Raw genomic sequence first — 21,363 nt, forward strand, 5'->3', positions numbered from 1 at the left:
AAGAACATGCGTGCTGTGGGAGCCGCCGAGGTCGCGCCGACGGCCTACGCCTGGGAGATCCGGGCCGAGGGGCTGAAGGTGCGGGTAGGGCGCCGGAAGATGGCCGTGGACGGGCTGGACCTGTCGCTCGGCAAGGGGGTGCACGGCCTGCTCGGGCCCAACGGCGCGGGCAAGACGACGCTGATCCGGGCGCTGGCGACGGTGCTCCGGCCGGCGTCGGGGAGCCTGTCGCTGCTCGGCGAACAGGCCGGGGGACACACCGGGCAGCGCGGCCTGCGCCGGCGGATCGGCTACCTGCCGCAGAACTTCGGGTTCTACAAGCGGTTCACCGCCCGGGAGTTCGTCGAGTACATCGCGTGGCTCAAGGAAGTGTCCAAAGAGGACATTCCGGGTGCGGTGCAGCGCGCGATCGAGCGGGTGGGGCTCGCCGACCGCGCGGACGACCGGATGAAGACGCTGTCGGGCGGCATGGTCCGGCGGGTCGGGATCGCGCAGGCGATCGTCAACGACCCGGACATCCTGCTGCTGGACGAGCCGACCGCCGGGCTCGACCCGGCGCAGCGCGTGCGGTTCCGGGAGCTCGTGCAGGAGCTCGGCCAGGACTCGTGCGTGCTGATCTCGACCCACCTGGTCGAGGACGTGGGCACGGCGTGCTCCGACGTCGTCCTGTTCGCCGAGGGCAAGCTGGTGTTCCAGGGCACGCCGGGCGAGCTGGCCGCAGCCGGCACCGAGGCGCACGTGGGCGACAGCCCGATCGAGCGCGGCTACTCGGCGCTGCTGAACCACGAGCCGGGCAAGGGGGCCTGGTGATGATCCTGCGCACCGAACTGCGGCGCTCGATCGCGCCCTGGGCCGGGCTGGCACTGCTCGTGGTGGCGCTCGGCTTCCTGTTCCTGCTGTCCGGGCCGTGGTGGAAGGTGCCCGCGCCGTGGACGGGGAACACGACGACCACCGCGCTGTGGCTGCGGTTCCTGCTGGTGTTCCTGTGGCCGATCGCCGTCGGGGCCGGGGCGATCCAGGGCATGCGCGACAGCCGTTCCGGGATGGTCGAGCTGCTGTCCACGACGTCCCGGCCGGGCTGGCACCGGGCGATCCGGCTGGCCGGCGCGGTGGGGGCGTTGAGCACGCTCGGGTTCCTGCTGGTGTTCGGCGTCGGCCTGGTGGAGGTGCTCGGCCACGGCGGGTTCGTGTCGGTGAGCTTCGTGCCGGTCGTCTTCGTCGCGGTGCTCGCCGTCGTGGCGGGGAGCTGGGTGGGGCTGGCGGCCGGGCGGTTGCTGCCGCACCCGCTGACCGCGCCCGCGCTGGCCGTGCTGACGTTGGTGGTGTCGATGCTCGCCTGGGCGTCGCAGGAATCGGGCCTCTCGTTGTCCTACAGCCGGCTCGGGCTGCTGGCGCCGACGCTCGGGCAGCCTCGGGGTGCGCTGGTGACGACGGCGTCGTCGGTGGACTTCGGGCAGGTGGTGTGGTTCACCGGGCTCGCCGTGACGGGGTTGCTGCTGCTGGCGTCGAACTCCGTGCGGGCCCGGCTGCTGGGCCTGCTGCCGGTGGTGGCCGGGGCCGCGATCGCGTTGCCGGTGTTCCCGGCCTCCGCGGGCGGGCTCCTGGCCCCGGACAGCATCGCCGCGCAGAAGCTCTGCGACGGGCCGATCTGCGTCAGCCGGGCGCACGAAGACAGGCTGGCCGCGCTGGCCGGCCCGGGGCGGGAGGCGCTGGCGATGCTGGCGAAGCTCCCCGGCGCGCCGACGCGGGTCGAGGAGCAGGTCGGGCCGACCCCCGTGCTCGACCCGCCCGTCCGCGACCCCGGCGTCGTCTACCTGAACTTCCAGCTCAACGACGCCCTGCTCACGGCGGACGCGGCCGACCTGCGGCTCGCGGTGCTGTCCGGCGCCGGAGTGCCGTCGTGCGTCCACCCGTACGGCGGCGGCCTGGCCGACCTGGCCGCCCGGATGATCGCGGCGGCGTACTTCACCGGCGAGCTGAAGCCGTTGCCCGAGTTCGGCGGGCGGTGGATCCTCCGCGAACCCGAGCAGCTCGACCGGGCGTGGGCGACGTTCCACGCTCTGCCGGCGGAGGTCCAGCGCGCCCGGGTGGTCGCGGTGCGCCAGGTGCTGCTGACCTGCCAGGGTGACCCGCTCGACACGCTGGTGCCGGGAGCGTCGCGATGAGGTGGGCGACGCTGTACGCGCGGTCGCGGCAGGTCCCGGCGGCGTTCACGGCGTTGCTGCTGGCAACGGCCGGACTGTGGTTCCTGGCGCGCGACTCGTGGTCACCGCTGCCGGTGATGTTGACGTTGACGTCGGGGATCGCGGTGGCGGCGATCGGCCTGAGCGGCCAGGACCCGGACCTCGACCGCACGGCGGCGCTGCCGTGGCCGCTCCGCCGCTTCGCGCACCTGGCCCTGATCGGCCTGGCGGCCGGGGGCGCGGTACTGGTGGTCCAGGAGCTGGGCACGGAAACTGTCGACTTGTCGATCATCCTGCGCGACGCGGCGGGGTTACTGGGCCTGGCCGGCCTGGCGGCAGCGATCGCGGGTGGCCAGTTCGGCTGGACGCTCCCGCTGCTGTGGGCGGCCATAACGCCCTTCGTCCAGGACGACGGCTCGACGACGAGCCACATAGTGGCCTGGATGCTCCAGCCGCCCGAGACCCCGGCGGCAACCTGGACGGCGCTGGTCCTGGCCGCCGCGGGCACAGCGGTTTACACGGCCCGCGGCGGCCGCCGCTGACAACACGTGCCCGGCCAGGCATCACACGTGACTGAAGAGGCATCACGCGTGACTGGAGGGGCATCACGCGTGACTGGAGGGGCATCACTCGCCCGGCGTGTGATGCCCGCCCAATCACACGAGATGCCCGGCCAATCACGTGTGATGCCCGCCTGATCACGTGTGATGCCCCGTTGCACACGCGGTGACGGCCGCCACGGGAACCCCCAGGTCCCGTGGCGGCCGACGCCTCAGACGTTGCGGATGTTCGTCTCCAGCTCCAGCGGCTCCCGGTCCCACTCCTCCACTCCGAACGCCAGGATCCGCGACGGGTGGATCCGGATCACGGCGTCGTCGAAGTGGTTGTCCGGGAGGTTCACCTCCGTCAGCGCCTCCGCGCGGCCGCGGACCTCCAGGCAGCGGACCCGCCACGGGTCCGTGGACGGCAGGTCGTCGACGACGAACGCGACGTGGTCGTCGGCGGCCAGGTTGCGGAACTTCTTGCTGCCGCGCAGGTTGTGGCCGGTGACGTCGATCGTCTTCTCGTCCGGGTTGTACCGGAAGCCGACCGGGTTGACCTGCAGGGTTCCGTTCGGCTGCCGGGTGGCGAGCCGGCCGAGGGGTTGCGCGTCGAGGTAGGCGAGCTCTGCTTCGGTGAACATGCCCCGAAGCATTCAACTTCAAGGGAGGTTGAAGTCAAGCGAACGGGCCGCCGAAGGCGAGCTCCGTGAAGCGCGACGCGATCACCCGGTGTGCCGCGCCGTCCGGGTGCAGCTCGTCCGGCAGCGGGAACTCGGCGTTTTCCGCCGGCCCGTACAGCGAAAGCCCGTCCAGGTAGTGCAATGCCGGGTCCGAACGTTGCGCGACGATCTTCGCCAGCGAGTCGCGGATCACCTCCAGCGTCAGCTTCCCCGCCGCGACCTCGGCCGGGTCGCCGGTGGCCCGGAAGCGCACCTTTCCGGCGGCCAGCGCCGCGTGGTCGAAGTCGCCCGGACCCGGCGTCCGCTCGTGGATCGGGCAGTACAACGGCGAGACGACCAGCAGCGGCGCCGACGGATGACCCTCGCGGATCGTGTCCAGGAACCCGTGCACCGCCGGGCCGAACGCGCGCAGCCGCATCAGGTCGGCGTTGACGACGTTGATGCCGAGCTTGACGCTGACCACGTCGGCCGGGGTGTCCCGCAGCGCGCGGGCGGTGAACGGGTCCAGCAGCGCGTTGCCGCTGAAGCCCAGGTTGATCAGCTCGACCCCGGCCGAAACCGCGGCCAGCGCGGTCCACGTCGCCGAGGGACTGGGCGCGTTCGAGCCCTGGCTGATCGAACTGCCGTGGTGCAGCCACACCCGGTCCGCAAAAGGAGCGGGGACGACCGGAGCGTCCGTCCGCAGCGCGACCAGTGCCGTGAGTTCGTTGTGCGGCAACCAGATCTCGACGTCCTTGAGGTGCCCGGGCAGGCCGGGGAACCGCACGCCGCCGGGCGCGGTCGCCTGTGCGGCGAGCTTGCCGTCGACGAGCAGGTCGTACACGCCGTCCGGACGCGGTGGCGCGCCCGGATACTCCACCTTCGTCGGCACCGTCTCCAGCTCGATGACGGTGGCCGTCGTGCGGAACCGCAGGCGGACGCCGGCGGGCTGCGCCTCGGCCATCGCGAGCCGCTCGTCGGTGTTCTGCGCCCGCGCGCGGGCCGGCAGCCGGTGCGGCACCAGGCCGCGGGGAGTGGGTTCGAGCTCGAGCGCGCCGCGCACGAGGCCGGCGGTCAGCGGGGTGGTGATCACGGTCGTGGCCAATCGCGGAGAAGGGAATCGAGGACGTCGAGGAGGCGGGTCCAGCTGTCCGCGGACGTGGGCGAGCTGTGGTCGAAGCCGCCGTCGGCTTCGAGGGCGACGAACCCGCGGAAGAAGCTGCCGAGCAGCCGGACGGCGTGCGTCTGGTCCGGCCCGGTCACGTCGTAGCCGCGCAGGATCGCGCGCATCAGCAGCGCGTGCCGCACGCCCGCGCTCGCCGCCGCGGTCTCCGGGTCGAGCCGCAGCTGCGCCGCGGCGAACCGGCCGGGGTGCTCGCGGGCGTAGTCCCGGTAGACGCCGGCGAACGCGACCAGCGCTTCCCGCCCGGCGCGCCCGGCCAGCGCGGCGGCGGCCCGGTCGGCGAGCTCCTCCAGCGCGAGCAGCGCGATCCTCGTCCGCAGGTCGTGCGCGTTCTTGACGTGCGAATACAGGCTCGCGACCTTGACGTCGAACCGCCGCGCCAGCTCCGACGGCGTGACCGCGTCGAAGCCGATCTCGTCGGCGAGCTCCGCCCCGGCGAGCACCACGCGTTCCGTGGTCAATCCGGCACGAACCATCACTACACCTCCCTTTGCCTAAAGAGAGTGTAGATCAGCCTAAAGGTATTAGGCAAACAGCCCTTCGCCCCAGTAGCCGGTCTTCGAGACGCCCGGCGGCACGGCGAAGTGCGCCGAACCCGTGTGCTGGACGTACTCCATCATCGCGTCCTTCGACGACAGCGCCTGCTGCATCGGCACGTACTGCTTCCGCGTGTCCCGGTTGAACGCCAGGAAGAACAGGCCCGCTTCGAGGTGCCCGACGCCGTCGGAACCGTCGACGAAGTTGTAGCCGCGCCGCAGGATCCGCACGCCGTTCAGCGCCTGGTGCGAGGCCAGCCGGACGTGCGCGTCCTCGGCGATCACCTTCTCGCCGCCCGCGCCGCCGACGTCGAGGTCGAGCTCGTCGAACTCCGCGGTCTGGCCCAGCGGGGCGCCGGTGCCCTTCGTGCGGCCGACGATCTGCTGCTGGCCGTCCAGGGTTTCGCGGTCCCACGTCTCGATGTGCATCCGGATCCGGCGCGCCACCAGGTAGCTGCCGCCGGCCATCCACGCCTGGCCGTCGGCGGGCGTGGCCCACACCTGGTCGCGCAGGAAGTCGGTGTCCTCGGACTTGATGTTGTTCGTGCCGTCCTTGAACCCGAACAGGTTCCGGGGCGTCTGCTGCGTGCGCGACGTGGACGAGCTGCGGCCGAAGCCGAGCTGCGACCAGCGGACCTCGGTGACGCCGAAGCCGAGCCGGACCAGGTTGCGGACCGCGTGCACCGCCACCTGCGGGTCGTCCGCGCAGGCCTGGATGCACAGGTCGCCGCCGCCGCGGGCCGGGTCGAGCTTGTCCTTCGGGAACAGCGGCAGGTCGATCAGCTGCGGCGGCCGCTTGCCCGCGAGGCCGAAGCGGCCGTCGAACAGCGAAGGCCCGAAGCCGATCGTCAGCGTCAGGTGCGACGCGGGCAGGTCGAGCGCCTCGCCGGTGTCGCCGGGCGGGGCGAACTCGCCGCCGCCGACCGCGCCGTTCGCCACGACCTCCTGGCCCGCCGTCATCCGGCGGGCCGCGTCGGTCCACGTCTTCAGCAGCTGCCGCAGCTTCTCGCGGTCCTTCGTCGTGACGTCCAACGCCGCGAAGTGCAGGTTCGCCTGCGCCGGCGTGACGATCCCGGCCTGGTGCTCGCCGTCGAAGTCGACGGTGTTCACCGCCGCTTCGGCCGGGTTGCCGCCGGTCGCCTTGTCGATCCCGATGCCCGCCGCGGCGCCGGCTCCGGCGAGCGCGACACCCGCGCCCGCCAGTCCGAAGAGCTTCCGGCGGGAGACGCGGGTGCCGTTTTCACTCACTTGGACACGACCTCCGCGACCTTGCTCAGCGGCTCGGCCAGCGCGTCGACGGCCGAGGCGAACGCCTTGATGTCATCCTGGGACAGCTGGTTGTAGAGCTTGTAGCCGTCACCGACGCGCGTCTTGTCCAGCAGGCCCTGTACGTTCGCGAACTCCTTGTCCAAAGTGGACACGAGGGCGGCGTCGCGCTCCTGCAGCAGCGGCCGCAGCGAGGCGATCGCGCCCTTCGAACCGTCCACGTTGGCCTGGAAGTCCCACAGGTCGGTGTGCGAGAAGGTCTCTTCCTCGCCGGTGATCTTGCCGGTGGCGACCTCGTCGAGCAGGCCCTTCGCGCCGTTGGCCAGGTCGAGCGCGGTCAGCTGCAGCGTCTTCGACTTCGCGACGAGGTCCTTGACGTCGGTCAGCAGCTTGTCCGCGATCTGCGAGCTGTCGGCCTGCAGTCCGGAGACGAAGAGGTCCTTCTCGAGCCGGTGGAAGCCGGTGAACTGCTGACCCGGCTCGAGGTCGGCCTCGCGGACGTCGATGGCCGGGTCCAGGTCACCGAACTTCTCGGCGACCGGCTCGATGCGCTCGTAGTAGATGCGGGTGCGCGCGTACGCGGCCTTCGCCTCGTCGACCTTGCCGGCCTTGACGAGGTCGACGAACTTGCCCGTCTCCTCCTCCAGCGCGGTCGTGTTGTTCGCGACGTAGTCGGCGTAGCTCTTGGTGGCCTGGGCCTTCTGCGCGCTGGCGTCGCTCTGCTTCGGCGCGCCACCGGTGATGGTGAAGTCGCCGCGGATGCCGTTGCCGGCCATGCCCGGCTTGCACGCCGTCTGGTACTTGCCGGCGTCGGAGGCCTCGACGATCAGGCGCCGGTTGAGCCCGGGCGCGATGTTCTCGACCTCGCCGACGATCCGGTCGCCCTCGGCGTAGAGGTAGAACTCGGTGACCTTGGTGCCCTTGTTGGTGATCTCGAAGGTCACGTTGCCCGCCGCGGCGGTGTTGACCGAGACCGTGCACGCGGTGTCGGACGCCTCGACCTTGACCGGGCCACCGGCCGCTGCGGTGTCGTTCCCGGTGCTGCCCTGGCTGTCGCACGCGGCCAGCGTCACCAACACGGCGGCGCCGGCCACCACGGCCAGCGGGGTTCTGGGGGACTTGCGCACGGTCACTCCTTCGGGGCGGCCGCGGCGGCGGGCGCCGGCGCGGTCTTCTTGCTGGGCTTGAGGAAAAGAGGCAGCACGATGACGACGTAGGCGACCCACGCGACGGCCTGCAGCACGGTCGTCTGCTGCGAGTAGTTGAAGATGCCCTTGAGCAGGGCGCCGTACCAGGACGTCTCGGGCAGCGTGTTCGAAGCGTCGAACGCGAGGGTGGTGATGCCCGGAAGGAAGGCGGCCTCCTGCAGGTCGTGCAGGCCGTAGCCGAGCACGCCCGCGGCGACGAACACCAGCAGCACGCCGGTGATCGTGAAGAACTTGGACAGGTTGAACCGCACCGCGCCCCTGTAGAGCAGCCAGGCCAGGAGCACCGCGGCCACGATGCCGATGGCGAAGCCGATCAGCGGCTGCACGGTGCTCGACTGCGCGGCCTGGACGGTCGAGTAGAAGAACACCGCGGTCTCGAGGCCTTCGCGCCCGACGGCGAGGAACGACAGCAGCAGCACGGCCGCCGGGCCGACGTCCAGCGCGTCGTCCATCTTCCCGCGCAGTTCGGCGGCGATGCTCTTGGACGCCTTGCGCATCCAGAAGATCATCGCCGTCACGAACACGACCGCGACGATCGACAGGCTGCCGCCGAGCAGCTCCTGGTGCTCGAAGGACAGCTGGGCGGTCGTGAAGGTGAGGACCGCGCCGACGGCGACCGACAGCAGCACGGCCGCGCCGACGCCCGGCCACACCCAGCGCAGCGCGTGGCGCCGGTCGGTCTTGACCAGGAATGCCACCAGGATGCTGACGACCAGTGCGGCTTCCAGGCCTTCACGCAGCCCGATCAGCGCGCTCGAGAACAACACCGGTCCGCCTCCTGAGTTTCTTCTGGGTCCAGGAAGTTTTTAGGTAAGGCTCACCTGTAAGTCCAGCGAGCGTACGACCGATCGAAACGATGCAACCGGACAAACAGGACGCGGTCGTGAAGTTAGGTTAGGGTAACCGCAGGTCAGGGCCTTGCGCGTCGACTCGATAACGAATTCTGTGACGTCGCTGGCAGTGGGCTTGTTTTAACCATCCGCTTGCCTGGTCAGGCTTCCGGGCGACCCCCTTGAGTGGCTCCGTAACCTGATCGGGTGGCCGATACCGCTCAGCCGACCGTCACGCCTCCGTCGTCGCCTCCGGGCGGCCCGCCCAGGCGGTACGTCGGCCGGATCGCCCTCGCGCTGGGGCTGGTGCTCACCGGCGTGGTCCTCGTCGTCACCATCGGTGTCCGGAACCCGGACGAGCCCGCCGCGCCGCCGCCGGTCCAGCCGGCGCTGGCCATCCCCGAGCAGCGCCCGCAGCCCGGTGCCGAGTCGCCGCGGGCCGGGCTCGCCGCCCCGGTCGACCGGCCGGCGGTGTCCGACCAGGCCGAGCTGGACGCGTGGGCGACGCGCGTGGCGGACAAGACGCACCTCCCGGCGCGCGTGCTTTCCGCGTACGGCCGGGCGGAGATGTGGATGCAGCGGCAGAAGCCGACGTGCCACCTGTCGTGGGCGACGCTGGCGGGCATCGGCCGGGTCGAGGCCGGCCGCGGGGACTTCGACCTCTCGGCGGTCGGCGCGAACGGCCGCGTCGCGAAGCCGGTGGTCGGCCCGCCGCTGGACGGCTCGCCCGGCGTCCCGGCGGTGCACGACACCGACGGCGGCAAGCTCGACGGCGACAAGTCGTGGGACCACGCGATCGGCCCGCTGCAGTTCCTGCCGTCGACGTGGAAGAAGTACCAGGAGCGGGCCAACGGCGACGGCGGCGCGCCGGACCCGCAGAACGTGGACGACGCGGCCTTCACGGCGGCGCGCTACCTGTGTTCGGGCGGTGACGACCTGGGCACCCCGGCGGGCTGGTGGCGCGCGATCCTCTTCTACAACTCGGGTGTCCCGTACGGCCAGGACGTCTTCAGCGCGGCGGACGCCTACGCGGAGGCGAGCGTCGCGCCGTGAGTCAGAGCTCCCGGTCGGCGAACAGCGGCGTGACGGCCATGAGCACCAGCAGCAGCAAGCCGGCGTAAGCACCCAGCGTGGCGAAGATCGACATTTCCGGTTCCTCCCTGATTCGGTCTGGAACCAGCTTCGCCCGGGGAGGGGGTGCGGCGGATCGGCCGAGGGGCCCGGCCGGATCGGCCGAAAGTCCGATGTCAGGCGGGCCGTTCGGCCCTGGCGGTCAGGATTCGCGCAGCGCGATGCGCGCCTTGACCTCGCTGATCGCTTCGAGGTACTCCGGCACCGGGTTCATCGCCGACGCCATCCGCATCTGGGCCAGCGCCTCGACGAACCGGCCGAGGCGCTGCAGGGTCCGGCCGAGGATGAACCGGGCGTAGTGGTCGGTCGGGTCCAGCTCCAGCACCCGGGTGAACGCCTGCTCGGCGCGTCGCAGCTGGGCGGAGTGGAAGTACGCGCGCCCGGCCAGGAGGTGGACCGACGGCTTGTCCGTCTCGGACTCCAGCAACGGCTGCAGCGCCTTCAGCGCGTCCAGCGGACGGCGCCGGGCGACGAGATCTTCGGCCTGGCGGAAGGCATGGAACCGCGACTCTTCGGGAGGCTGCGGAGCAGCTGCGGCGTCCGTCATGGTCATCCCACGTTACCTCGTGGGAGGGGCTTGCACACGCCTCCGAACGGGACGTGATGGACTGTCCCGCCATGAGCAGCCCGTACCGGGGCCTGGCGCCCTACCTGTACTACTCCGACGCCACGGCGGCGCTCGCCTGGCTGACCAGGGTCTTCGGGTTCACCGAGGAGGTCCGGTTCTGCGACGGGGCCGGCGAGGTCTTCCAGGCGACGCTGCGCGCGGGCGACGCGCGGATCCAGCTCGCCGGCGTCGGGCCCGACTACTTCCAGGCCAAGGGCGTCGACGGGCCGGTCGGCCAGCTCAACATCCTCTACGTCGACGACGTCGACGACGTCTACCGGCGGGTCGAGGTGGCGCTCGGCGACGAGGGCGAGCTCGACCCGCCGCAGGACCAGCCTTACGGCGCGCGAGTGTTCACCGTCGCCGACCTCGGCGGCAACAGCTGGACCTTCTGGCAGCAGACGTCCGAGACCGTGGAGCTGCCGCCGGGGTGGCAGGCGATCCGCGCCGACGGGTGAGTGACCGGCCGTGCCTCCAACGGGTGAACTGCCACGACGGCTAGGCTGGGCGCGTTACCGCAGGCACGACGCACCGAGGAGCATGGCGTGGCTCTCATCGAGCAGGTAGGCGCGCGCGAGATTCTGGACTCGCGTGGCAACCCGACCGTCGAGGTGGAGGTGGCTCTCGACGACGGCACGCTCGCGCGGGCCGCGGTCCCGTCGGGTGCGTCCACCGGCGAACACGAAGCGGTCGAGCTCCGTGACGGCGACACCGGCCGCTACAACGGCAAGGGCGTCGAGCGCGCGGTCGCCGCGGTGCTCGACGAGATCGGCCCGGAGATGGTCGGCATCGAAGCTGTCGACCAGCGGATCGTCGACCAGAAGCTGGTCGACCTCGACGGCACGCCGGCGAAGTCCCGCCTCGGCGCGAACGCCATCCTCGGCGTCTCGCTGGCCGTCGCGAAGGCTGCCGCCGAGTCGGCCGAGCTGGAGCTGTTCCGCTACCTGGGCGGGCCGAACGCGCACGTGCTGCCCGTGCCGATGCTGAACATCCTCAACGGTGGTTCGCACGCGGACAGCAACGTCGACGTCCAGGAGTTCATGATCGCGCCGATCGGCGCGGAGACCTTCCGCGAGGCCCTGCGCTGGGGCGCCGAGGTCTACCACTCGCTGAAGTCGGTGCTGAAGGGCCGCGGCCTCTCGACCGGCCTGGGCGACGAAGGCGGCTTCGCGCCGAACCTGGCGAACAACCGCGAGGCGCTCGACCTGATCCTGCAGGCCATCGAGAAGGCCGGCTACACCCCGGGCCGCGACGTCGCGCTCGCGCTGGACGTCGCCGCGACGGAGTTCTTCGCCGACGGCGCGTACACCTTCGAAGGCAGCAAGAAGAGCGCGGAGCAGATGTCGGCGTACTACGCCGAGCTGATCCGTGACTACCCGATGGTCTCCATCGAGGACCCGCTGAGCGAGGACGACTGGGACGGCTGGGTCACCCTGACCGCCGACATCGGCGAGAAGGTCCAGATCGTCGGCGACGACCTGTTCGTCACCAACCCGGACCGGCTCGAGGAGGGCATCACCCGCCGCGCCGCCAACGCGCTGCTGGTGAAGGTCAACCAGATCGGCACCCTGTCGGAGACGCTCGACGCGATCTCGCTGGCGACGTCCTTCGGCTACAAGTCGATGATGAGCCACCGCTCCGGCGAGACCGAGGACACGTTCATCGCGGACCTCGCGGTCGCCACCGGCGTCGGCCAGATCAAGACCGGCGCCCCGGCCCGCGGCGAGCGGATCGCGAAGTACAACCAGCTGCTGCGCATCGAGGAGACCCTCGGTGACGCCGCCCGCTACGCCGGCGAGCTGGCCTTCCCGCGGTTCAGCGCCGAGGGCTGAGCCGGGAATGGCCGACCGGGGGAGGACGACGCGCAACCGCCGAGGCGGCGGCGGAGCCACGCGGGCCAACCGGCCCGCGCCGGCCCGCCGCCCCGAAGCGGCGCGCGCGGGAAACCAGGGCTCCCGGCCGCCCCGGCCCACGGACGGCACGGCGGCCGCGCGGCGCCGCACCGGCGACGCGGACACCACCCGGGCCCGGCTGCGCCGGAGCCTGGCGGCGAAGCGCGCGTCCGGTGCGGCGAAGGTGCTCGGCATGTCCACCACCCGCCGCGCGGCGGTGGTGGCGATCGTGGTGTGCGCGCTGGCGTTCACCATCGCCGTGCCCCTGCGCACGTACCTCGCCCAGCGCACCGAGATCCGCGACCAGCAGGCGCAGCAGGCCCAGCTGCAGCAGACGGTCGCCCAGCTCCAGGGCCGCAAGGCGGAGCTGAGCGACCCGGCGCAGATCGAGGCCGAGGCCCGGCGCCGGCTGCGGTACGTCAAGCCGGGCGAGACGCCGTACATCGTCCAGCTGCCCGAGGACAAGGCCCCGGACGCGGCACCGCAGCAGGGACAGCAGCAGATCCCGGACGGCTCCTGGTACGAGAACCTCTGGAACCAGGTCTCGGGCGGCTGAACTAACCTGGTGCGCGTGAACAGCACGCAGCAGCACCGGTTCGAGCCCGTCACCGACGCCGACCGCGAGATCATCGCGGAGCAGCTCGGACGGCCGCCGCGGGCGCTGCGGGCCGTGGCCGCGCGGTGCCCGAGCGGGCACCCGTCCGTGGTGCAGACCAGTCCGCGGCTGGAGAACGGCACGCCGTTCCCGACGCTCTACTACCTGACCTGCCCCAAGCTGAACTCCATGATCGGCACCATCGAGGCGTCCGGGATCATGAAGGAGATGACCGAGCGGCTCACCACCGATCCCGACCTGGCCGCGCACTACCAGCGCACCCACGAGACCTACCTCGCCGAGCGTGACGCGATCGAGCCGCTCGGCCACCAGGTCACCGCCGGCGGCATGCCCGGGCGCGTCAAGTGCCTGCACGTGCACGTCGCGCACTCGCTCGCGGTCGGTCCCGGCGTGAATCCGTTCGGTGACGAGACGCTGGAGCTGCTTAAGGCGAACGGGTGGCCCACGGGAGACTGTGCCGAGTAACGCTCGCGCCGCGTAAACAGATAACTGGGCTGGGTGAGCGAAAACCCCCGTCCGGCGAGATCCAGACTCCCGAAGGGGTGAAACCGCGCCCCGGGTACGGCAGGCTGTCACCCGAGGGTGGGTGACCGATCCGGCCAGGAGGGCTTCGAGCTATGCGCGTGCGGCGACTGCCTGACGCAGTCGGGAGCCACACCCGAAGATTCGGGATCCGCCACCGCACGGCGTACCCCCTGATCACCGGCATCTTCGCGGTGGTCCCGGCGTTGCTCGCCGGCGTCGTCACGCTCGGCTGGCTGGGCGGCAGCGGTGACCACACCCGCGACGCCGCGCTCGGCCAGGGCTACGACCCCGGCCACTCCGCCATCCAGCAGATCGCCGTCGACGGCACCCTCCCCGGCGCGCCCACCCCGCTGCCGCTCCCGGCGTACGAACTCCCCGACGGCCCCCTCGGCATCCCCGCCACCGCGCTCGCCGCGTACAAGAACGCCGCCGACATCCTCGGCCGCGAGCAGGCCGCGTGCCACATCGACTGGGCCCTGATCGCCAGCATCGGCCGGATCGAGTCCAACCACGCGCGCGGCGGCTACGTCGACGCGAACGGCACCACCCGCGAGCCGATCCTCGGTCCGGAGCTCAACGGCCAGGGCGCGTTCGCCGCGATCCCCGACACCGACCACGGCGAGCTCGACACGGACCCGGTGTGGGACCGCGCGGTCGGCCCGACCCAGTTCATCCCGGCGACCTGGCGCGCCTACGCCTCCGACGGCAACGGCGACGGCAAGTCCGACCCCAACAACATCTTCGACGCGGCCCTGGCCACCGGCCGCTACCTCTGCTCCGGCGGCTTCGACCTTTCCAACCCGGACCAGCTGCGCGGCGCGATCTACCGCTACAACAACTCCGACACGTACGTGAACACCGTGGTCCTGTGGGCCGAGGCCTACCGCAACGGGATCATGCAGGTGCCGGACAGCACGGTCCCGATCGGCGCCCCGAACGCGGCGGCCGGCCCGCCCGTCCCGGCGATCCCGCCGCCCCCGGTCCCGACGACGACGCCGGCCGGCCCGCCGACGACGTCGCAGCCGCCGACGTCCGAGGAACCGTCGTGCGCGCCGCCGACCACGACGACCACCACGACGACGGTCACGAGCGTGACCACGACGACGACCCCGCCGCCGTCGACGACACCGGAGACGACGACCGGCCAGCCGACCACGACGCCGCCTCCGCCGCCGACGACACCGACGTGCGGGGAGACGGTCACCTCGGTCACCACGACGACCACCCCGACCACGATCACCACGGGGCCGTCGAGCTGAGTCGGCGGGGTGCCGCCGGTTAGGGTGATCGCATGCCTCGTGTTGCCGCGATCGACTGTGGGACCAACTCCATCCGCCTGCTCGTCGCCGAGCTGACGCCCCGCCACGACGGCACGGTCGACCTGCGCGACCTGCACCGCGAGATGCGGATCGTCCGGCTCGGCCAGGGCGTCGACGCCACCGGCGAGCTGGCTCCCGAGGCCCTCGAACGCACCCGGGCCGCGCTCGCCGACTACACCGCCGCCGCCCGGCGCAAAGGCGTCGAGAAGGTGCGGATGGTCGCCACCTCCGCCACCCGCGACGCGAAGAACCGCGACGACTTCTTCCGCATGACGCGCGAGACCCTCGGCGTCGAGGCCGAGGTGATCAGCGGCGACGAGGAAGCCCGCCTGTCCTTCACCGGCGCGGTCGGGGAGCAGGACCCGGACGACGGCCCGTTCGTCGTGGCCGACGTCGGCGGCGGCTCGACCGAGCTCGTCCTCGGCACCTGGGACGGCAGGAAGGCCGAGGTGACCGCGGCGAAGTCCGTCGACATCGGCTGCGTCCGGATCACCGAGCGCGCGCTGAAGAGCGACCCGCCGACCGCCGGCGAGATCGCCGCCGCCCGCGACCTGGCCGGCAAGGTCCTCACCGACGCGTTCGACGTCGTCGACGTGGCACGCGCTCGTACGTGGGTGGGCGTCGCCGGCACGGTCACGACGCTTTCGGCGATCGCGCTCGGGCTGCCGGAGTACGACAGCGACCGCGTCCACCTGTCGAAGCTCGGCCCCGCGGACATCGACCGGCTCGCGACGAAGCTGCTGGCCGAAAACCACGCCACCCGGGCGGCGAACCCGGTGATCCACCCGGGCCGCGTCGACGTGATCGGCGGCGGCGCGGTGGTGGTCCAGACCCTCGCCGAGCAGCTCGCGGCCCGCGGCGGCCCGACCGAGCTGGTGGTCAGCGAGCACGACATCCTGGACGGCATCGCCCTCTCGCTCGCCTGACGGACCGGGAGGTCCGGTTCCGGCCACAAAGGCCTCTTGACAACCTCCCCACCGGCCCTTTCGGACATCCGAAAGGGCTTGTGGCACAACGGGAATCGAACGCGAACCGAACGTGAGCGCGTGATGACCACCTGTCCGCGCTAGGCCGTCCGGAGTACCCGGTTTCCTACCTTTGTTGTGCTCCAACCAGGTGGTCCCGACGGTCGTCACTGATTTGCAACACCGCAGTCCTGTGATCACCTTCACCGCCCCCGCTAGCGTGCGTCTCACCTTTCGGACAGACGGAGATGGAGGGGACATGCGTCGTTCGCGCAGGCTCTGGGGACCCACGGTGGTGATGACCTCGCTGGCGCTCGCGCTCGCCGCTTGCGGCGGCGGTTCGGGCAGCTCCGCGGGTGCCGGCGAGACGGACCCGGACGGCACGGTGAGCGTCTACGGCACCGAACCGCAGAACGCGCTGGTCCCGACCAACATCAACGACCTCGGCGGCACCAAAGCGGTCCAGGCGATGTTCGCCACGCTGGTCGGGTTCAAGGGTGCGGACGCCAAGCCGTTCAACCTGATGGCCGACTCGATCACGACGACCGACTCCAAGGTCTACGACATCAAGATCAAGCAGGGCTGGAAGTTCCACGACGGCACCGAGGTGAAGGCGCACAACTTCATCGACGCCTGGAACTACGGCGCCTACGCGCCGAACGGCCAGCTCAACACGGACTTCTACTCGAACATCCAGGGGTACAAGGACGTCCACCCCGAGGACGAGAACGCCAAGCCGACCACCGACAAGATGTCGGGCCTGGTCGCCAAGGGCGACTACGAGTTCCAGGTGACGCTCAGCTCGCCGTTCTCGGTGTTCGACATCAAGGTCGGCTACCAGGCGTTCGCGCCGCTGCCGGACTCGTTCTTCAAGGACCCCAAGGCCTTCGAGCAGCACCCGATCGGCAACGGCCCGATGAAGTTCGTCTCGCGGACGCCGAACCAGGACATCAAGCTCACCCGCAACGACGACTACAAGGGTGACGACAAGGTCCACTTCAAGGACCTCGACATCAAGATCTACTCCAGCCAGGAGACCGCCTACCAGGACCTGCTGAGCGGCCGGCTCGACTTCATGGAGGCGCTGCCGCCGTCGGCGGTCGCGGGCGGCAAGTACAAGGCCGACCTGGGTGACCGCCTGGTCACCGGGCACCTGCTCGGGGTCAGCACCATCGCCGTGCCGTACTACGTGCCCGGCTACGACAACCTCGAGCTGCGCAAGGCCATCTCGATGTCGATCGACCGCGCGCAGATCACCAAGACGGTCATGAACGACACCTACGTCCCGCTGGACGGCTACGTCGCCCAAGGCATCACCGGCGCCCGCTCGGGGGTCTGCCAGTACTGCAAGTACGACCCGGCGGCGGCCAAGGAAGCCTTCGCGAAGTCCGGCTTCAAGGGCAAGCTGACCATCGCGTCCAACGCGGACGGCGGCCGCAAGGAACCGCTGACCGCGGCGTGCAACAGCATCAAGAACACCCTCGGCGTCGAGTGCGACTTCGTGCCGGCCACCGACTTCGGCCAGTGGCGCAGCATCGTCACCGGCAAGAAGCTGACCGGCATGGGCCGTTCCGACTGGTCGGCGGACTACCCGTCCATCGAGGACTTCCTCAACCCGATCTACAAGACCGGCGGCTCCTCGAACGACTCGTCGTACTCGAACCCGCAGGTCGACGCGCTCCTCGCGCAGGCGGACGCCACGGCCGACAAGGACGCCGCGGTCAAGCTGTACCAGCAGGCGGAGGACCTGATCGCCAAGGACCTCCCGTCGATCCCGACGTGGGACGAGAAGGGCGTCGCGGCGAAGTCGAAGAACCTCAAGTCGGCGGCCCTGGACTTCAGGCGCATGCCGGACTACCCGTCCATCGAGGTCCTGAAGAAGTAGTGCCGCGCTGATCTGCCGCAACCACCACCACGGCGTCGTGGGCGGGAGCACCTTCCCGCCCACGACGCCCGGCGCGCACTAGGAACGTCATGACCCGTTATGTCCTGCGACGGCTGCTCCAGCTGATCCCGGTGTTCTTCGGCACCACCTTCCTCATCTACGTCCTGGTCTGGGCCGTGCCCGGCGACCCGTTCTCCGGCAAGTGCGGCCAGGCCGCCTGCCCGAAGGCCTACATCGCCCAGATGACGGAGAAGTTCCACCTCGACGACAACCTCTTCGTCCAGTACTTCAAGTACCTCGGGAGCCTGTTCACCGGCGACTGGGGCGAGACCTTCAACGGGACGTCGGTGGGCGAGCTGATCGCCACCTCGTACCCGATCACGTTGCGCCTGGCCGTGATCGCCGTGGTCATCGAGGCCCTCATCGGGCTCACCGCCGGCGTGCTGACCGGCCTGCGCGGCAAGGGTTTCCTCGACAACCTCGTCCTGGTCTCGACCACGTTCCTGATCTCGCTGCCGGTGTTCGTCACGGCGATCGTGCTGCAGCTCGCCCTCGGCAGCAACGGCCTCGGCCTGATCGAGGCCAGCGTGTCCGACAACCCCAGCGTCGGCGAGCTGATCGTGCCCGGCATCGCGCTGGGCAGCCTGTCCATGGCCTACGTCGCGAGGCTGTCGAGAACGAGCATCGCCGAAAACCGCCGCGCCGACTACGTCCGGACGGCCATCGCGAAGGGACAGCCGCAGAGCCGCGTCGTCGGTGTCCACCTGCTGCGCAACTCGGTGATCCCGGTGCTCACGTTCCTCGGCACCGACCTGGGCGCCCTGATGGGCGGCGCGATCGTCACCGAAGGCGTGTTCAACATCAACGGCCTCGGCGGGCTCATCTTCCGCGGCATCCAGAACCGGGAGAGCGCGACCGTCGTCGGCGTGGTCGTCCTGCTGGTGCTGGTGTACCTGCTGATGAGCCTGGTCGTCGACCTGCTGTACGCCGTTCTCGACCCGAGGATCCGCTATGACTGACCCGAACCTGGTGGGTGGCGGCGGGGCCGACGCGGCCGAGCTGTCCCGTATCGACGACTCCGGCACCGGCCCGCAGAAACCGCGCAGCCTCTGGAACGACGCGTGGCGCCAGCTCCGGCGCAAACCGGCGTTCGTCATCTCGGCCGTGATAATCCTGCTGATCCTGCTGATCGCCATCGCGCCCGGCCTGTTCAGCTCGCGGGAAGCGGGCTTCAGCGACCTGACGCACGCCAACGAAGGCCCGTCCGCGGACGCCTGGTTCGGCTACGACAACCAGGGCTACGACGTCTACGCCCGCACCATCTACGGCGCCCGCGCGTCCCTGCTGGTCGGGGTGTTCTCGACGCTGCTGACCGTCCTCTTCGGATCGCTCGTCGGCATCTTCGCCGGCTACTACGGGCGGTTCGTCGACAGCATCCTGTCGCGCTTCGGCGACATCTTCGCGGGCCTGCCGTTCGTGCTCGGCGCGATCGTCATCCTGACGACGTTCAACGCGCCCGGCTCGAACCCCGGCGCGGTCACGATCATCGTCCAGGTGGTCTGCTCCATCGCCGTGCTGAGCTGGCCGGTGGCCATGCGCATCATGCGGTCGGCGACGCTGGTGGCCAAGCAGCTCGACTACGTCAAGGCCGCGCGCGGCCTCGGCGCGAGCACCCCGCGGATCATCTTCCGGCACCTGCTGCCGAACACCCTCGCCCCGGTGCTGGTGTACGCCACCATCGCGCTCGGCGCGTTCATCGGCGCCGAGGCGACGCTGGCCTACCTCGGCATCGGCGTGCGCCCGCCGGTGATCTCGTGGGGCGTGATGATCAGCGACTCGCGGGACTACTTCCGGGTGGACCCGCACATGCTGCTGTTCCCCGGCGCCTTCGTCACCCTGACCGTGCTGGCCTTCGTGATGCTGGGTGACGGCATCCGCGACGCGCTCGATCCGAAGTCGAGGTAGATCCCCTTGTCCGACAACGAACTCCTGCTCGAAGTAGAGGATCTGCACGTCGAGTTCCGCACCTCCGACGGCGTGGCCAAGGTGCTCAACGGCGTCGGCTACTCGGTGCACGCCGGGGAGACCCTGGCGGTGCTGGGCGAGTCCGGTTCCGGCAAGAGCGTCACCGCGCAGACGGTGATGGGCATCCTCGACATGCCACCCGGCGTGATCACCGGCGGTACGGTGCGCTGGCGCGGCGAGGACCTGCTGACCGCGTCCGAGGACCGCCGCCGGGAGGTGCGCGGCAGCGAGGTCGCGATGATCTTCCAGGACGCGCTGTCCGCGCTGAACCCCGTTTTCACCGTCGGTTTCCAGATCGAGGAGCAGCTGCGCGTCCGGCTCGGGATGTCCAAGAAGGACGCTCGCAAGCGCGCGATCGAGCTGCTCGACATCGTCCGCATCCCGGCCGCCGACCGGCGGATCAAGGACTACCCGCACCAGTTCTCCGGCGGCATGCGCCAGCGCGCGATGATCGCGATGTCCCTGGCGCTGGACCCGGACCTGCTCATCGCCGACGAGCCGACCACCGCGCTCGACGTCACCGTCCAGGCCCAGATCATGGACCTGCTCGCCGAGATCCAGGCCGAACGCAAGATGGGGCTCGTCCTCATCACGCACGACCTCGGCGTGGTCGCGGAGGTCGCCGACCGGATCGCGGTGATGTACGCGGGCCGGATCGTCGAACAGGCCGACGTCGTCGAGCTGTTCCGCGCGCCGGCCCACCCCTACACCGCCGCGCTGATGGACTCCCTGCCCCGGCTCGACCTCAAAGGACAGACGCTGGAAACCATCAAGGGCCTGCCGCCGAGCCTGCTCGACATCCCGCCGGGCTGCCCGTTCCACCCGCGCTGCAAACGCGCCGAAGCCCGGTGCTCCGAAGAGGTCCCGGCCCCGCACGGGATCGGCTTCGGGCGGACCAGCGCGTGCCACTTCGCCGAAGAGGTGGTGAACTCCCGTGCCTGAACCCATCCTTTCGGTCACCGAGCTCCAGAAGTACTTCCCGGTCCGCACCGGCGTCCTGTTCAAGCGCACGGTCGGCCAGGTCAAGGCGGTCGACGGCGTCTCGTTCGACCTGATGCCCGGCGAGACGCTCGGCGTCGTCGGCGAGTCCGGCTGCGGCAAGTCGACTTTGGCGCAGGTCCTGATGCGCCTGGAAGAGCCGACCGGCGGCACCGCGAAGTTCGAAGGCCGCGACATCTTCGCGATGCGCGGCACCGAACTGCGGAAGCTGCGGCGCGAGATCCAGATCGTGCTGCAGGACCCGTACACGTCGCTGAACCCGCGGATGACCGTCGGCGACATCGTCGGCGAGCCGTTCGAGATCCACACCGACGTGGCGCCCAAGGGGTCGCGCGCCACGAAGGTGCAGGAGCTGCTGGAGGTCGTCGGGCTCAACCCCGAGCACCTCAACCGCTACCCGCACCAGTTCTCCGGCGGGCAGCGCCAGCGCATCGGCATCGCGCGGGCGCTCGCGCTGCGGCCGAAGGTGATCATCTGCGACGAGCCGGTGTCCGCCTTGGACGTCTCGATCCAGGCGCAGGTGATGAACCTGCTGGGCGACCTGCAGGACGAGTTCGGACTGTCCTACGTGTTCATCGCGCACGACCTGTCCGTGGTGCGGCACCTGTCCAACCGGGTCGCGGTGATGTACCTCGGCAAGATCGTCGAAATCGGGACGGACGAGGAGATCTACGAACGACCGTCCCACCCGTACACCCAGGCGCTGCTGTCCGCGGTGCCGGTGGCGGACCCGTCCGTGCGCGGACAGCGGCAGATCATCCGGCTCGAGGGTGACGTGCCGAGTCCCCTGGATCCCCCGTCCGGGTGCCGGTTCCGCACGCGCTGCTGGAAAGCGCAGGACCGATGTGCCACCGAGGTCCCGGAGCTGGTGCCGAGGACCGACGGCCACTTGTCAGCATGTCACTTCGCCGAACAGAAGTCGGTTGTTCCATAACGTCCTTTCGGCCGTTGTGGCTGCATTGTCCGGTCTATACGGTGCAGGAACCGCTTTC

Annotated in this window: 22 protein-coding genes; 15 read left to right on the top strand and 7 right to left on the bottom strand. The window is 70.5% G+C overall.

What is annotated here, in order from left to right; all coding sequences use genetic code 11:
* Positions 1 to 6: 6 nt before the first annotated feature.
* Genes ACZ7OU_RS12430 through ACZ7OU_RS12440 form a run of 3 tightly spaced genes read left to right on the top strand, consistent with a single transcriptional unit; the run spans position 7 to position 2,725 of the window.
* Complete coding sequence (locus ACZ7OU_RS12430) at positions 7 to 810, top strand: ABC transporter ATP-binding protein (protein ID WP_470241860.1); 804 nt, start codon at positions 7 to 9, stop codon at positions 808 to 810.
* The gene (locus ACZ7OU_RS12435; protein ID WP_470241859.1) at positions 810 to 2,165 is read left to right on the top strand and encodes a hypothetical protein; all 1,356 of its coding nucleotides are present in this window, start codon (positions 810 to 812) and stop codon (positions 2,163 to 2,165) included. The genes ACZ7OU_RS12430 and ACZ7OU_RS12435 overlap by 1 nt, the downstream gene beginning before the upstream one ends.
* Positions 2,162 to 2,725: a hypothetical protein gene (locus tag ACZ7OU_RS12440; RefSeq protein WP_470241858.1), complete on the top strand. Its 564-nt coding sequence runs from the start codon at positions 2,162 to 2,164 to the stop codon at positions 2,723 to 2,725. The genes ACZ7OU_RS12435 and ACZ7OU_RS12440 overlap by 4 nt, the downstream gene beginning before the upstream one ends.
* A gap of 230 nt (positions 2,726 to 2,955) precedes the next feature.
* On the opposite strand, the gene ACZ7OU_RS12445 is transcribed toward ACZ7OU_RS12440, so the two are convergent.
* The 6 genes from ACZ7OU_RS12445 to efeU are packed head-to-tail and all read right to left on the bottom strand — an operon-like array spanning position 2,956 to position 8,344.
* Positions 2,956 to 3,366 (bottom strand): PPOX class F420-dependent oxidoreductase, encoded by a 411-nt coding sequence (locus ACZ7OU_RS12445; protein WP_470241857.1) that lies wholly within the window; start codon positions 3,364 to 3,366, stop codon positions 2,956 to 2,958.
* 34 nt (positions 3,367 to 3,400) lie between these two features.
* Positions 3,401 to 4,477: an SGNH/GDSL hydrolase family protein gene (locus tag ACZ7OU_RS12450; RefSeq protein WP_470242425.1), complete on the bottom strand. Its 1,077-nt coding sequence runs from the start codon at positions 4,475 to 4,477 to the stop codon at positions 3,401 to 3,403.
* Positions 4,474 to 5,043 (bottom strand): TetR/AcrR family transcriptional regulator, encoded by a 570-nt coding sequence (locus tag ACZ7OU_RS12455; protein WP_470241856.1) that lies wholly within the window; start codon positions 5,041 to 5,043, stop codon positions 4,474 to 4,476. The genes ACZ7OU_RS12450 and ACZ7OU_RS12455 overlap by 4 nt, the downstream gene beginning before the upstream one ends.
* Positions 5,044 to 5,091: 48 nt before the next feature.
* Positions 5,092 to 6,351, bottom strand: coding sequence for an iron uptake transporter deferrochelatase/peroxidase subunit (efeB, locus tag ACZ7OU_RS12460; RefSeq protein ID WP_470241855.1), 1,260 nt, complete (start codon positions 6,349 to 6,351; stop codon positions 5,092 to 5,094).
* Positions 6,348 to 7,502, bottom strand: coding sequence for an iron uptake system protein EfeO (gene efeO, locus ACZ7OU_RS12465; RefSeq protein WP_470241854.1), 1,155 nt, complete (start codon positions 7,500 to 7,502; stop codon positions 6,348 to 6,350). The genes efeB and efeO overlap by 4 nt, the downstream gene beginning before the upstream one ends.
* Positions 7,499 to 8,344: an iron uptake transporter permease EfeU gene (gene efeU / locus ACZ7OU_RS12470; RefSeq protein WP_470241853.1), complete on the bottom strand. Its 846-nt coding sequence runs from the start codon at positions 8,342 to 8,344 to the stop codon at positions 7,499 to 7,501. The genes efeO and efeU overlap by 4 nt, the downstream gene beginning before the upstream one ends.
* 369 nt (positions 8,345 to 8,713) lie before the next feature.
* Here efeU and ACZ7OU_RS12475 point away from each other — a divergent pair, with 369 nt between their 5' ends.
* Positions 8,714 to 9,460, top strand: a complete 747-nt coding sequence (locus ACZ7OU_RS12475) for a lytic murein transglycosylase (protein WP_470242424.1) — start codon at positions 8,714 to 8,716, stop codon at positions 9,458 to 9,460.
* A 220-nt stretch (positions 9,461 to 9,680) separates the two neighbouring features.
* Here the strand turns inward: ACZ7OU_RS12475 and ACZ7OU_RS12480 are convergent, their stop codons facing one another.
* The gene (locus tag ACZ7OU_RS12480; protein WP_470242423.1) at positions 9,681 to 10,085 is read right to left on the bottom strand and encodes a tetratricopeptide repeat protein; all 405 of its coding nucleotides are present in this window, start codon (positions 10,083 to 10,085) and stop codon (positions 9,681 to 9,683) included.
* Positions 10,086 to 10,156: 71 nt separating this feature from the next.
* Here ACZ7OU_RS12480 and ACZ7OU_RS12485 point away from each other — a divergent pair, with 71 nt between their 5' ends.
* The 11 genes from ACZ7OU_RS12485 (at position 10,157) to ACZ7OU_RS12535 (ending at position 21,305) form a co-directional block, all read left to right on the top strand.
* Positions 10,157 to 10,603: a VOC family protein gene (locus ACZ7OU_RS12485; RefSeq protein WP_470241852.1), complete on the top strand. Its 447-nt coding sequence runs from the start codon at positions 10,157 to 10,159 to the stop codon at positions 10,601 to 10,603.
* Between the two features lie 87 nt (positions 10,604 to 10,690).
* Positions 10,691 to 11,977: a phosphopyruvate hydratase gene (gene eno / locus ACZ7OU_RS12490; protein WP_086682649.1), complete on the top strand. Its 1,287-nt coding sequence runs from the start codon at positions 10,691 to 10,693 to the stop codon at positions 11,975 to 11,977.
* A gap of 253 nt (positions 11,978 to 12,230) precedes the next feature.
* The gene (locus ACZ7OU_RS12495; protein ID WP_470242422.1) at positions 12,231 to 12,593 is read left to right on the top strand and encodes an FtsB family cell division protein; all 363 of its coding nucleotides are present in this window, start codon (positions 12,231 to 12,233) and stop codon (positions 12,591 to 12,593) included.
* Positions 12,594 to 12,608: 15 nt separating this feature from the next.
* Positions 12,609 to 13,118, top strand: coding sequence for a DUF501 domain-containing protein (locus ACZ7OU_RS12500; protein WP_470241851.1), 510 nt, complete (start codon positions 12,609 to 12,611; stop codon positions 13,116 to 13,118).
* Between the two features lie 152 nt (positions 13,119 to 13,270).
* The gene (locus ACZ7OU_RS12505) at positions 13,271 to 14,437 is read left to right on the top strand and encodes a lytic transglycosylase domain-containing protein (protein WP_470241850.1); all 1,167 of its coding nucleotides are present in this window, start codon (positions 13,271 to 13,273) and stop codon (positions 14,435 to 14,437) included.
* 32 nt (positions 14,438 to 14,469) lie between these two features.
* Positions 14,470 to 15,423: a Ppx/GppA phosphatase family protein gene (locus ACZ7OU_RS12510; protein ID WP_470241849.1), complete on the top strand. Its 954-nt coding sequence runs from the start codon at positions 14,470 to 14,472 to the stop codon at positions 15,421 to 15,423.
* A gap of 298 nt (positions 15,424 to 15,721) precedes the next feature.
* Complete coding sequence (locus tag ACZ7OU_RS12515; RefSeq protein ID WP_470241848.1) at positions 15,722 to 17,347, top strand: peptide ABC transporter substrate-binding protein; 1,626 nt, start codon at positions 15,722 to 15,724, stop codon at positions 17,345 to 17,347.
* 89 nt (positions 17,348 to 17,436) lie between these two features.
* The gene (locus tag ACZ7OU_RS12520) at positions 17,437 to 18,366 is read left to right on the top strand and encodes an ABC transporter permease (RefSeq protein WP_470241847.1); all 930 of its coding nucleotides are present in this window, start codon (positions 17,437 to 17,439) and stop codon (positions 18,364 to 18,366) included.
* Entirely contained in the window at positions 18,359 to 19,312 is a 954-nt protein-coding gene (locus ACZ7OU_RS12525; RefSeq protein WP_470241846.1) for an ABC transporter permease, read from the top strand. The genes ACZ7OU_RS12520 and ACZ7OU_RS12525 overlap by 8 nt, the downstream gene beginning before the upstream one ends.
* 6 nt (positions 19,313 to 19,318) lie before the next feature.
* The gene (locus ACZ7OU_RS12530; RefSeq protein ID WP_470241845.1) at positions 19,319 to 20,314 is read left to right on the top strand and encodes an ABC transporter ATP-binding protein; all 996 of its coding nucleotides are present in this window, start codon (positions 19,319 to 19,321) and stop codon (positions 20,312 to 20,314) included.
* Positions 20,307 to 21,305 carry an ABC transporter ATP-binding protein gene (locus ACZ7OU_RS12535; protein ID WP_470241844.1) on the top strand — a complete coding sequence of 333 codons (999 nt, stop codon included), beginning with the start codon at positions 20,307 to 20,309 and terminating at the stop codon, positions 21,303 to 21,305. Before ACZ7OU_RS12530 ends, ACZ7OU_RS12535 begins: the two co-directional genes overlap by 8 nt.
* The last annotated feature ends 58 nt before the right edge of the window (positions 21,306 to 21,363 follow it).

It is taken from the genome of Amycolatopsis sp. NPDC114505 (assembly GCF_055633615.1).

Excerpts from the sequence above, each read along its gene's own strand:
- ACZ7OU_RS12430 (WP_470241860.1), top strand. The coding sequence starts at position 7 with ATGCGTGCTGTGGGAGCCGCCGAGGTCGCGCCGACGGCCTACGCCTGG.
- ACZ7OU_RS12435 (WP_470241859.1), top strand. The coding sequence starts at position 810 with ATGATCCTGCGCACCGAACTGCGGCGCTCGATCGCGCCCTGGGCCGGG.
- ACZ7OU_RS12440 (WP_470241858.1), top strand. The coding sequence starts at position 2,162 with ATGAGGTGGGCGACGCTGTACGCGCGGTCGCGGCAGGTCCCGGCGGCG.
- ACZ7OU_RS12445 (WP_470241857.1), bottom strand. The coding sequence starts at position 3,366 with ATGTTCACCGAAGCAGAGCTCGCCTACCTCGACGCGCAACCCCTCGGC.
- ACZ7OU_RS12455 (WP_470241856.1), bottom strand. The coding sequence starts at position 5,043 with ATGGTTCGTGCCGGATTGACCACGGAACGCGTGGTGCTCGCCGGGGCG.
- ACZ7OU_RS12480 (WP_470242423.1), bottom strand. The coding sequence starts at position 10,085 with ATGACGGACGCCGCAGCTGCTCCGCAGCCTCCCGAAGAGTCGCGGTTC.
- ACZ7OU_RS12485 (WP_470241852.1), top strand. The coding sequence starts at position 10,157 with ATGAGCAGCCCGTACCGGGGCCTGGCGCCCTACCTGTACTACTCCGAC.
- ACZ7OU_RS12495 (WP_470242422.1), top strand. The coding sequence starts at position 12,231 with ATGTCCACCACCCGCCGCGCGGCGGTGGTGGCGATCGTGGTGTGCGCG.
- ACZ7OU_RS12505 (WP_470241850.1), top strand. The coding sequence starts at position 13,271 with ATGCGCGTGCGGCGACTGCCTGACGCAGTCGGGAGCCACACCCGAAGA.
- ACZ7OU_RS12510 (WP_470241849.1), top strand. The coding sequence starts at position 14,470 with ATGCCTCGTGTTGCCGCGATCGACTGTGGGACCAACTCCATCCGCCTG.
- ACZ7OU_RS12515 (WP_470241848.1), top strand. The coding sequence starts at position 15,722 with ATGCGTCGTTCGCGCAGGCTCTGGGGACCCACGGTGGTGATGACCTCG.
- ACZ7OU_RS12520 (WP_470241847.1), top strand. The coding sequence starts at position 17,437 with ATGACCCGTTATGTCCTGCGACGGCTGCTCCAGCTGATCCCGGTGTTC.
- ACZ7OU_RS12525 (WP_470241846.1), top strand. The coding sequence starts at position 18,359 with ATGACTGACCCGAACCTGGTGGGTGGCGGCGGGGCCGACGCGGCCGAG.